Source organism: Streptomyces sp. (genome assembly GCF_036566765.1).
In the GTDB taxonomy this organism is placed as follows: Bacteria; Actinomycetota; Actinomycetes; order Streptomycetales; family Streptomycetaceae; genus Streptomyces.
Window position 1 is genome coordinate 1 of the sequence record NZ_DATCVQ010000346.1, and the last position, 11,317, is coordinate 11,317.

Consider the following 11,317-nt stretch of genomic DNA (forward strand, 5'->3'; position numbering starts at 1 on the left):
TTCTCGCCCGCCCCGCAGGGCGGCGGGCTGCCGCCTCTGCCGCCGGCCTTCCAGACCGCGGCGCCCACGGGCGCACCGCAGTGGCCCGCCTCGGCGCCGAGCAACGACCAGTCGGCGCTGCCGGCCCCGGCGCAGAACCCCGGGCCGCAGGGCGGTTACGGGTTCCCGCAGCCGGGCCAGCCGGGTGCGGACGTGCCGCCGCAGAACCCCGCGCCCCAGGGTGGTTACGGCTTCCCGCAGCCCGGACAGCCGGGTACGGACGTGCCGCCGCAGAACCCCCAGGGCGGCTACGGCTTCCCCCAGCAGGGTCAGCCCGGTGCGGACCAGCCGCCGCAGGCCCCCGCGCCCGTACCGGCGTGGCCCGCCCAGCAGACGGGCGGCGCGCCCGGACCCGTACCGCCGCAGGGCGGCTACGGCTTCCCGCAGCCGGGGCAGCCCGGTCAGCCGCTGACTCCGGTTCCGCCGCAGGCGCAGGCCCCGGCCCAGCTGCCGGCTCCGGCGCAGCCCCACGCGCTGCCGCCGGCCCCGGACGGCAACGCGCCCGCGCCGCAGGGCGGTTACGGCTTCCCGCAGCCCGCGCAGCCGCTGCCCCCGCAGGCTCCCCAGGCCGGCCAGCCGCAGCAGCCCGGTCCTCACCCGCAGGCCGGCTACGGGTTCCCGCAGCCGGGCGCGGTGCCCCCGCAGGACCCGAACGCGCAGGGCCAGCAGCCGCCGATCGACCCGCGCACCGGGGCCGCGTGGCCCCAGGCCGTCACGCACGACCAGCGCGAGCGGTCCGTGCCCGGCGCGCCGCTCGGGTACACCGCCGCGGTGGAGCTGTCGTCCGACCGTCTGCTGCGCAACAACAAGCAGAAGCCCAAGTCCAGCCGGGTGCCCGGGGCCGCCGCACGCTTCAAGCTCGGCGGCAAGAAGGAGGAGGCCGAGCGGCAGCGCAAGCTCGACCTGATCCGCACGCCGGTGCTCTCCTGCTACCGGATCGCGGTCATCTCCCTGAAGGGCGGCGTCGGCAAGACCACGACGACGACCGCGCTCGGCGCGACCCTGGCCACCGAGCGGCAGGACAAGATCCTGGCGATCGACGCCAACCCGGACGCGGGCACGCTGGGCCGCCGGGTCCGCCGCGAGACCGGCGCGACCATCCGTGACCTGGTGCAGGCGATCCCGTACCTGCACTCGTACATGGACATCCGCCGGTTCACCTCGCAGGCGCCGTCCGGCCTGGAGATCCTCGCCAACGACGTGGACCCGGCCGTCTCGACGACGTTCAACGACGAGGACTACCGGCGGGCGATCGAGGTCCTGGGCAAGCAGTACCCGATCATCCTGACCGACTCGGGCACGGGTCTGCTGTACAGCGCGATGCGCGGGGTGCTCGACCTTGCCGACCAGCTGATCATCATCTCGACGCCGTCGGTCGACGGCGCGTCGAGCGCCTCGACCACGCTGGACTGGCTCTCCGCACACGGCTACGCGGAGCTGGTGCAGCGCTCGATCACGGTCATCTCGGGGGTCCGCGAGACCGGCAAGATGATCAAGGTCGACGACATCGTGTCGCACTTCGAGACCCGCTGCCGCGGCGTCGTCGTGGTGCCGTTCGACGAGCACCTGTCGGCGGGCGCCGAGGTCGACCTCGACATGATGCGACCCAAGACCCGCGAGGCGTACTTCCACCTGTCGGCGATGGTGGCCGAGGACTTCCCTCGGGCGCAGCAGGCGCAGGGGCTGTGGACCGGCGTTCCGCAGGGCCAGATGCCGCCGCACATGGCCCCGCCGATGCCGGGCCACCAGGGCCAGCCGGGTCAGCCGGGCCAGCCGGGCCAGCCCGTCCCGGGTCAGCCCGGCCAGCCGGGGCCCGGTCAGCCGTACGCCCCGCAGCAGCCGGGGCCGGGTCAGCCGTACGGCGGTCAGCAGCCGTACCCGCAGCAGCCGGGCGGCCCGGGTCAGCCCGGACAGCCCCCGCAGGGCTGGCAGCAGCAGGCCCCCGGCGCGCAGCCGGGCCAGCAGCCGATGCCCGGTCAGCCGATGCCTGGCCAGCAGCCGATGCCTGGCCAGCCGCTGCCGGGCCAGCCCATGCCCGGCCAGCAGCTCCCGGCCCAGCCGCCCATGCCCGGCCAGCCCGGCGCGCCCTTCCCCGGCCAGCCGCATCCCGGCCAGCCCGGTCACGGCGCGCCCGCAACCCCGCCCGCCCCCGGCGCCCAGCCGGAAGCTCAGGCGCCGGCCCAGCCCGGCGGATGGCCGCAGCAGCAGCCCCCGCAGGCTCCTCCGCAGGCGCCGCCAGCCCCTCAGCAGTAGCGCTTCAGAGGTCTATGCCAATGAGGGCCCGCACCGTTCGCACGGTGCGGGCCCTCGTCGTATTCCCGCAGTCCACAAGGGGTTTGAGCCATCGTCGAGTCATCGTTGACGACTCCCGTCGTCGCTGATAGACCTTCGCTTCACCAGTTGGCGCCCCAAGATCTGCGACGCGAGGTCAGTCCTATGGTCATGGTCACGAAGGTTCCATCCCGCACGGTCCGACAACGCCCGCTGACGCGACTGCTCCTCGCCGCCGCCGTCACCGCCACCACGCTGGCCGCCCCGGCGGCCGCCCAGGCCGCGCCGCCCGCCGAGGGCGACGCCAAGAGCGGAGGCAAGGTCCTCACCGTCGCCGTCTCTCAGAGCGTCGACTCCCTGAGCCCGTTCCTCGCCCAGAAGCTGCTCACCACCAGCATCCACCGGTTGGCGTACGAGTACCTCACCAACTACGACGCGAAGGACGCCAAGCCGATCCCGGGCCTGGCCACCGAGTGGAAGCCCTCCGCCGACAAGCTGACCTGGACCTACACGATCCGCAAGGACTCGAAGTGGTCCGACGGCAAGCCGGCCACCGCCGAGGACGCGGCGTGGACCTTCAACAAGATGATGACCGACCCGAACGCGGCCACCGCGAACGGCAGCTTCACGGCCAACTTCGCGAAGGTCACCGCGCCCGACCCCGGGACCCTCGTCATCACGCTGAAGAAGCCGCAGGCCACGATGACGGCGCTCGACGTGCCGATCGTGCCCAAGCACGTCTGGGAGAAGGTCGGCGACTTCTCGAAGTTCAACAACGACCAGAGCTTCCCCATCGTCGGCAACGGCCCCTTCGTCATCACCGACTTCAAGGTCGACCAGTACCTGAAGCTGAAGCCGAACAAGAACTTCTGGCGCGGCGCGCCCAAGTTCGACGAGCTGGTGTTCAAGTACTACAAGGACGGCGACGCGGCCGTCGCGGCGCTGCAGAAGGGCGAGGTGTCGTTCGTACCGAACCTCACCCCGGCGCAGGCCGCCGCGCTCAAGTCGGCGCAGAACATCAAGGTGAACGACGCGCCCGGCCGCCGCTTCTTCGCCCTGGCGACCAACCCCGGGGCCCGCGCCAAGGACGGCAAGAAGTTCGGCAACGGCCACCCGGCGCTCCTCGACCCGGCCGTCCGCAAGGCGCTCTTCCTCGCCGTGGACCGACAGACGATCATCGACAAGGTCTTCCAGGGCCACGCAGTCGAGGGCGAGGGCTACATCCCGCCGCGCTTCGGCTCGTACTTCTGGAAGCCGGCCGCCACGCAGAAGCTGGCGTACGACCCGGCCAAGGCCGAGCAGATCCTCGAAGCGGCCGGCTACAAGAAGAAGAGCGGCGCGGGCCCGCGGCTCGACAAGGACGGCAATGCGCTGGCCTTCCGGATCCTGTGCCACGCCACCGAGCCGAACGACAAGGCGATCGGCAAGTACCTCTCGGAGTGGTGGGGCAAGCTCGGCATCGCGCTGAAGGTCGAGTGCCTCGACAGCGTCTCCGACCCCTGGGTGAAGGGCGACTACGACCTCGCCTTCGACGGCTGGTCGGTCAACCCGGACCCGGACTACGTGCTGTCCATCCACACCTGCGGCGCGCTGCCCGCGACGCCCAAGGACTCCGGCGCGACGGACAACTTCATCTGCGACCCGAGCTTTGACGCGCTGTACGCGCAGCAGTCGGTGGAGTACGACACGGCCAAGCGGGCGGATCTGGTCAAACAGATGCAGTCGCGGCTGTACGACACGGGGTACATGAACATCATGGCGTACCCGAACGCCCTCGAGGCGTACCGCACGGACCAGATCGCGTCGATCACGACGATGCCGGAGGCCGCGGGCAACATCTACGGCCAGGACGGCTACTGGAGCTGGTGGTCGGCCGAGCCGGCCGGCGGCGGCTCCGACGGAGAGGACTCCGGCTCCTCGGCCGGAATCTGGCTGATCATCGGCCCCGCCGCGATCATCCTCGTCGGGGTGGGTCTCTGGGCCGCCCGTCGCCGCCGCGCCACCGCAGACGACCGCGAGTAGCGCGTGACGACGGCGAGCACTCCCGCCGACGTGGCGCGTCCCCCGGAAAGCACGGCGGGACGCGCCGCGGACGGCGCGTCGCACGGCACGGCCGGCGCGTATCTCCGCCATGCGGCGGGCAAGCTCGGCGGCGCGGCCGTCTCGCTGCTCGCCGTCCTGGTCACCAGCTTCTTCCTGTTCCGGATCATCCCTGGCGACCCGGTCAAGGCGATGACCCACGGGGTGCCGACGTCGGCCGAGCAACTGGCCACGCTGCGGAGGCAGTTCGGGCTCGATCTGCCTCTGTGGCAGCAGTTCGCCGACTACTGCGCGAAGGCGCTGAGCGGCGACCTGGGGATGTCGTACCAGTTCCGCGCGCCGGTCGGCGAGCTCATCGCGCAGAAGCTGCCGGCGACGCTGCTGCTGACCGGGGTGGCGGTGCTGCTCTACTCGGCGCTCGGGCTGTGGCTGGGCACGCGCTCCGCGTGGCGGCACGGCAGCCTGGGCGACCGGCTGAACACGGGCGTGGCGCTGACGCTGTGGTCGGTGCCGGCGTTCTGGCTCGGGCTGCTGCTGATCATCGTGTTCTCGGTGGGCATGGGGCCGGTGCCGGGGCTGTTCCCGACCGGCGGGATGGAGTCGGGCAGCGGCGAGACGGGGTTCGCGTACGTCCTCGACGTCGCCCACCACATGGTGCTGCCGGTGCTGACGCTGGTCGCGGTCGGGTACGCGCAGACGCTGCTGGTGATGCGGTCCTCGCTGCTCGACGAGATGGGCAGCGACTATCTGACGACGGCGCGCGCGAAGGGGCTGCGGGACGACGCGGTGCGCCGCCGGCACGCGGTGCCGAACGCGCTGCTGCCGACGGTGACCATGGTCTTCATCAACCTGGGCCATGTGGCGGCCGGTTCGATCCTGGTCGAGACGGTGTTCTCCTGGCCGGGCCTGGGCGGGCTGTTCTACCAGGCGCTGAGCGTGCCCGACCTGCCGCTCGTACAGGGCCTGTTCGTGGTCTTCGCGGGCGCGATGATCCTGATGAACCTGCTGGCCGACCTGCTCTATCCGACGCTCGATCCCCGGGTGGGCCGATGACCTCTCTCGCTTGGCAACGCCGCGGCGCGTCGGCGACCCGCTTCTGGCAGCAGTACCGGGCGCAACGGGCCGGCCTGTACGGGCTGGCGGGGCTCGCGCTCATCGCGCTGCTCGCGGTCGCCGCGCCGCTGATCGTGGGCGCGGACGTGCAGTCGGTGACGAACGCGCCGGGCACGGCGCTGGAGTCGCCGAGCGGCGAATTCCCCCTCGGCACCGACCAGTTCGGGCGCTCGCTGCTCGGGCTGCTGGTCTGGGGCGCGCGGATCTCGCTGCTTGTGGGACTGCTGGCGGCGGCTCTGTCGGTCGCCATCGGCACGCTGGTGGGGATCGTCGCGGGGCACTACGGCGGCTGGTTCTCCACGGTCGTCATGCGGATCACCGACTGGTTCCTGGTGATGCCGGCGCTGGTCCTGGCGATCGTGCTGGCCACCGTGATGTCGCGGTCGATCTGGACGGTGATCCTGGCGATCGGGGTGACCAGCTGGCCGACCACGGCCCGGCTGGTGCGGGCCCAGACGATCGCGGTGGAGTCCCGTCCGTACATCGAGCGGGCGCGAGCACTGGGCGGCGGGCACGGTCATGTGATGACCCGTCATGTGCTGCCGAACGTGATGCCGCTGGTCCTGGCGCAGACCACGCTCGGAATCTCGGCCGCGATCCTCACCGAGGCGACGCTGGCCTTCCTGGGCCTGGGCGATCCGACCGTGGTGTCGTGGGGCGGGATGCTCCAGGACGCGCGGGAGGCGGGCGCGGTCTCCTCCGGGCACTGGTGGTACCTGGCCCCGCCCGGGATCGCGATCGCGCTGGTCGCGCTGGCGTTCACGCTGTGCGGGCGGGCGATCGAGTCCGTGCTCAACCCGAAGCTGGGGGTGGGGCGTTGAGCCTCCTGGAGATCCGCGACCTGACGGTGACGTACGGCTCGGGCGCGAGCGCGGTACCGGCCGTGCGGGGGGTGGACCTGAGCCTGGCCGCCGGGCAGAAGCTCGGCGTGGCGGGCGAGTCGGGCTGCGGGAAGTCGACGATGGCGCTGGCGCTGCTGCGGCTGCTGCCGGCCTCGGCGCGGCTGACCGGGCAGATCCTGCTCGACGGGGAGGACGTCCTCGCGATGAAGTGGGGGCGGCTGCGGGCGGTGCGGTGGGCGGGGGCGTCGATCGTCTTCCAGGGCGCGATGCACTCGCTGAACGCGGTGCAGCGGATCGGCGAGCAGATCGCGGAGCCGCTGCTGGTGCACGGCCGGTCGACGCCGGCGGCCGCGCGGCGCAGCGCCGTCGAGCTCCTGGAGCAGGTCGGGCTGCCGGCGGCGCGGGCGAACGCGTACCCGCACGAGCTCTCCGGCGGGCAGCGGCAGCGGGTGATGATCGCGATGGCGCTGGCCTGCGATCCGCGGCTGATCGTGGCGGACGAGCCGACGACCGCGCTCGACGTGATGATCCAGGCGCAGATCCTGCGGCTGATCGAACGCCTCGTCGCGGACCAGGACATCGCGCTGCTGATGATCAGCCACGATCTGGCGGTGCTCGCGGACACCTGCGACCGGCTCGCGGTGATGTACGCGGGGCGGATTGTGGAGGAGGGGCCGGCGCGCGAGGTGTACGACGCGGCGGCGCATCCGTACGGGCGCGCCCTCTCGTCGGCGTTCCCGAGAATCGGCGACGCGGCCTCGCGGCGGGCCCCGCGCGGGCTGCCGGGCGATCCGCCGGACCCGGCGGCGCTGCCGGACGGCTGTACGTTCCATCCGCGCTGCCCGGTGGCGGTGGACGCGTGCGGGGTCGAGGACCAGGAACTGCGGGAGGCCGGGGCGGGACGCCGAGCTGCCTGCGTGCACGTGGGGAGCGGAGCGTGAGCGGGTTGCTGACGGCCGAGGGGCTGCATGTCGCGTTCCCGGGGCGGCGGGGCGCGCCTCCGGCGCGGGCGGTGGACGGGGTGGACCTGGAGATCGGGGCCGGCGAGATCGTGGCGCTGGTCGGCGAGTCGGGGTGCGGGAAGACGACGCTGGCGCGGACGCTGCTGGGTCTGGAGCGGCCGACGGCGGGGGCGGTGACCTTCGGCGGGGAGCCGCTCGGGTACTCGTCGCGGGCGTTGAAGGCGTACCGGAAGCGGGTGCAGCTGGTGCTGCAGGACCCGAGCGGCTCGCTCAACCCGCGGCACACGGTGTACGACGCGGTGGCGGAGGGCCTGCGGATCCACGGGTACGAGGGGGACGAGCGGGCGGCGGTGGCCGAGGCGCTGTCCCGGGCGGGGCTGCGGCCGCCGGAGCGCTTCTTCCTGCGCTACCCGCACGAGCTGTCCGGCGGTCAGCGGCAGCGGGTGGTGATCGCGGGTGCGCTGGTGCTCGGCCCGGAGCTGATCGTCGCGGACGAGCCGGTGGCGTCCCTGGACGCGTCGGTACGCGGCGAGATCCTGGCCCTGCTGCTGCGACTGCGCGACGAGTTGGGGCTGTCGGCCCTGGTGGTCACCCACGACCTGGGCCTTGCGTGGAACATCGCGGACCGGGTCGCGGTCATGTATCTGGGCCGGATCGTGGAGACGGGCACGGTGGAGTCGGTCCTGACGGCCCCGCGGCACCCGTACACCCAGGCGCTCCTGTCGGTCCTCCCGGAGTCGCAGGAGCCGGCGGTGGTCCTGTCGGGCGAGCCGCCGGACCCGTCGCGGATCCCGGCGGGCTGCCGCTTCCACGCCCGCTGCCACGTCCTGGCGACGGGCAAGGCGTCCGCGGTGGCCGACCGCTGCCGCACGGAGCCGCTGGCGATCCTGCCGGGGGCCGCCACGGCGCAGGCGGCCTGCCACTGGTCGTCCGAAGAGTGACGGGGCCCCCGCCACGACGTGTGGTGGGGCCCCGGCGGCCGCGGGGCTCGCGGGCAGCCCGCGTCAGCGCGCGCCCCTCAGCGCCGGCTGGGCCGCGCGCGGCCGGTAGCCCACCACCCGGCGGATGTTCAGGCTCGACGCGACCACCGGCGCCGTCACCCAGGAGCCCAGGCACATCTCCGCCGTGATGCCCGGGCCGAAGCCCGCGAGCATGCCCCGCGCCCCGTCCCGTACGCCGCCCTCGTCGAAGAGCCGGCGCACCGCGTCGAGGACCACGGCGCTCGCGATGTTGCCGTACTCGGTGAGCGTGGCCCGGCTGAACCGGAAGGCCTCGGGCGGGACTTCGAGGAAGTGGCTCAGGTCGTCCAGGATCCGCGGGCCGCCCGCGTGGATGATGTAGAAGTCGAGCCCGGACGCGTTCCAGCCGTGCGCCCGAGCGATCTCGTGGAGCGCCGGCGCGAGCGGTTCCATCGTCTTCGGCACCCGTTTGTCGAGCAGGAAGTGGAAGCCCGTCTCGCGCACGCTGTACGCGATCCAGTCCTCCGTGTCCGGCACCAGGTGCGAGTGGTTCCGCTCCACCTTGATGCCGGTGCCGCCGTGCCCGCGGACCACCGCCGCCGCGACCGCGTCGCCGAACAGCCCGTTCGACAGCAGCGAGCCGACGCCCAGGTCCGTGGGCTGGTAGCACAGCGAACAGAACTCGCAGGCCACGATGAGGACGTTGGCGTCCGGGTACGCCAGGCAGAAGTCGTGCGCCCGGTTGATCGCCGCGCCGCCTGCCGCGCAGCCGAGCTGGGCGATCGGGACCTGCCGGGTGTGACTCGGGAAGCCCATGGTGTTGATCAGCCAGGCGGTCAGCGAGGGCATCATGAACCCGGTGCACGACACGTACACGATCATGTCGATGTCGGCCGCCCGCAGCTCCGCATGGCCCAGCGCCGCCCGGACCACCGCCGGCACCCGCGCCTTCGCCTCCGCTTCGTACAGCTCGTTGCGCTCCTGGAACCCGGGGTGCCGCAGGGTCTCCTCGATCGGCTGCACGATGTGACGCTGGGTGACCCCGGTGTTCCCGATCAGCCGGAGCGCCAGCGGGAGTTGAGGGTGATCCTTGTGGAGGGAGCGGGCGAGGTCGAGCGTCTCCTCCATCGTGATCACATGCTCGGGTACCGACACGGCGGGTTTGCAGAGGGTGGCCACGACGCTCTCTCCTTCGTTCCTTCGCATGAGCTGTGAGCTGCGGCCCACACTCATCCGAGGTCCTTCGGCCCGCAACCGGGGAACTCCCGTCGGCGCGACGGAGTGTGACGAGAGGGTGGTTCGGCTCGGCCGTTCAGGCGGCAGTCGCGGCCCGCCGGCGCGGCCCGGACGATCAAGGGGAAGGTGCCCGCGGAGATTCCGCACAGGGCGACCGGGCACGGAGAGCGACCGCCGGCGACCGCGGCCCACCACCGGGAGAAGCGTTTACGAAGGGCCGGATCCTCGGCCCGAAGGAGCTGATCGTCACCTGGTGACGTCGGCCCGGGCGGGGCGGCCGCTACGCCTGGTCGTACGCCTCGATCAGATCGCGGGAGCGCTTCACGTCGTCCGCGATCGCCTCCAGCAGATCGTCGATGGTGTCGAACTTCTGCATCCCGCGGACGTACGCGAGGAAGTCCACGGCCACGTGCAGCCCGTACAGGTCCAGGCCGACGCGGTCGATCGCGTACGCCTCGACGGTCCGCTCGGTGCCGTCGAACTGCGGGTTCGTGCCGACCGAGATCGCGGCGGGCATCCGCTCGTCGTTCGCCGTGAGCCAGCCGGCGTACACGCCGTCCGCCGGGATCGCGGTGTGCGGCAGGGTCTCGACGTTCGCCGTCGGGTAGCCGAGCTCGCGGCCGCGCTGCGCGCCGCGGACCACGACGCCCTCGACGCGGTGCGGGCGGCCCAGGATCTCGGCGGCGCCGTCCATGTCGCCCTCGGCGACCAGGCGGCGGGTCAGGGTGGACGAGAACGGCGCGCCGCCGCCCGCTTCGCCGCTGACGAACAGGTCGACGACCTCGACCTCGTAGTCGTACGTGCGGCCGAGCTCGGTCAGGAACTCGACGTTGCCGGCGGCCTTGTGGCCGAAGCGGAAGTTCGGGCCCTCGATGACGGCCCGCGCGTGCAGCTTGTCGACCAGCACCTTCACGATGAAGTCCGCCGGGGACAGCTTCGAGAAGTCCGCGGTGAACGGCAGGATCAGGCAGGCGTCGACGCCGAGCTCGGCCATCAGCTCAGCGCGCCGGTGGTGCGGGGCGAGCAGCGGCGGGTGGCTGCCGGGGCGGACGACCTCGCTGGGGTGCGGGTCGAAGGTGACGACGACCGTGGGCACGCCGAGCTCGCGGGCCTTCTCCACCGCGCGCCCGATGATCAACTGGTGCCCTCGGTGCACCCCGTCGTAGGAGCCGATGGTGACGACGCTGCGTCCCCAGTCCTGGGGGATGTCCGCCAAGCCACGCCAGCGCTGCACTGTGACCGCTCCTCGTCCGCCTGTTCGCCGATTACGCAGGTCTAAGACTGCCATGCCCGGGGCCGTCGGTCGGCATCGGCATGGAACTGCCCAGGCTCTCGACGGTCCGGCGGGCGCTGGGGCCGACGACGGCGGCCCATTCCCGGGGCGCGGCGGCCGGCCATCCGGCCACGAGCGCGGCGAAGCCGGGCACTTCGCGGGCGAGCGCGACGAGCCGCTGATCGAAACGGGTGGCCCCCTCGGGGGTGCGGACCAGAAGGAGCCCGGTGCGGTGCACGAGGGCCCGCGTCCGTGGCTCGCTGCGTCGCGCGGAGCCGTGCGCGGCGGCGTACAGGAGGGCGTCCAGGACGTCCGGCTCGGGCGTGTGGTCGAGGAGATCGAGGAGTACGTCGAGGAGCTCGGCGCGCAGGTGACGCGAGGCCCCCGTGCCGGGCGCGGCGAGCACTGGGGCAAGGGCCTGCCGGAGCTGTACGTCCCCGTCCCGGAGCACCCCGCTGACCAGCGGGAACAGTACGGCGCGGGCGGCGGGCCCGTCCTCGAGCCGGCGGTCGGCGAAGGCGGCGACGTGCTCGGCGCCGTCGGGGTGCCGCTCGGCGTACCCGCGGACCAGCTCGGCGGCGC

8 protein-coding genes and 1 pseudogene are annotated in these 11,317 nt (G+C 72.8%); 6 read left to right on the forward strand and 3 right to left on the reverse strand.

All coding sequences use genetic code 11. The features are described 5' to 3' along the window. The 6 genes from VIU94_RS20265 to VIU94_RS20290 form a co-directional block, all read left to right on the forward strand. Positions 1-2,292, forward strand: a 2,292-nt coding sequence (locus VIU94_RS20265) for a MinD/ParA family ATP-binding protein (RefSeq protein ID WP_331913248.1), incomplete at its 5' end; no start/stop codon positions are given. A gap of 189 nt (positions 2,293-2,481) precedes the next feature. Next, the gene (locus tag VIU94_RS20270; protein ID WP_331913255.1) at positions 2,482-4,332 is read left to right on the forward strand and encodes an ABC transporter substrate-binding protein; all 1,851 of its coding nucleotides are present in this window, start codon (positions 2,482-2,484) and stop codon (positions 4,330-4,332) included. A gap of 3 nt (positions 4,333-4,335) precedes the next feature. After that, positions 4,336-5,403 (forward strand): ABC transporter permease, encoded by a 1,068-nt coding sequence (locus tag VIU94_RS20275; RefSeq protein ID WP_331913249.1) that lies wholly within the window; start codon positions 4,336-4,338, stop codon positions 5,401-5,403. Continuing rightward, on the forward strand, positions 5,400-6,284 hold the full coding sequence (locus VIU94_RS20280; protein WP_331913250.1) for an ABC transporter permease: 885 nt from the start codon (positions 5,400-5,402) through the stop codon (positions 6,282-6,284). Before VIU94_RS20275 ends, VIU94_RS20280 begins: the two co-directional genes overlap by 4 nt. Next, a complete protein-coding gene (locus VIU94_RS20285) occupies positions 6,281-7,246 on the forward strand; it encodes an ABC transporter ATP-binding protein (protein ID WP_331913251.1) in 966 nt (321 codons plus the stop codon). The genes VIU94_RS20280 and VIU94_RS20285 overlap by 4 nt, the downstream gene beginning before the upstream one ends. Next, positions 7,243-8,208: an ABC transporter ATP-binding protein gene (locus VIU94_RS20290; RefSeq protein WP_331913252.1), complete on the forward strand. Its 966-nt coding sequence runs from the start codon at positions 7,243-7,245 to the stop codon at positions 8,206-8,208. Before VIU94_RS20285 ends, VIU94_RS20290 begins: the two co-directional genes overlap by 4 nt. Before the next feature lie 63 nt (positions 8,209-8,271). Here VIU94_RS20290 and VIU94_RS20295 read toward each other — a convergent pair whose 3' ends face one another. The 3 genes and pseudogenes from VIU94_RS20295 to VIU94_RS20305 form a co-directional block, all read right to left on the reverse strand. Further along, a complete protein-coding gene (locus tag VIU94_RS20295; RefSeq protein ID WP_414720978.1) occupies positions 8,272-9,405 on the reverse strand; it encodes a type III polyketide synthase in 1,134 nt (377 codons plus the stop codon). Positions 9,406-9,742: 337 nt separating this feature from the next. Further along, the gene (locus VIU94_RS20300) at positions 9,743-10,696 is read right to left on the reverse strand and encodes a bifunctional riboflavin kinase/FAD synthetase (RefSeq protein ID WP_331913254.1); all 954 of its coding nucleotides are present in this window, start codon (positions 10,694-10,696) and stop codon (positions 9,743-9,745) included. 31 nt (positions 10,697-10,727) lie between these two features. Then, a pseudogene (locus tag VIU94_RS20305) lies at positions 10,728-11,317 on the reverse strand (serine protease); the annotation flags it as partial.

Excerpts from the sequence above, each read along its gene's own strand:
- VIU94_RS20270 (WP_331913255.1), top strand. The coding sequence starts at position 2,482 with ATGGTCACGAAGGTTCCATCCCGCACGGTCCGACAACGCCCGCTGACG.
- VIU94_RS20280 (WP_331913250.1), top strand. The coding sequence starts at position 5,400 with ATGACCTCTCTCGCTTGGCAACGCCGCGGCGCGTCGGCGACCCGCTTC.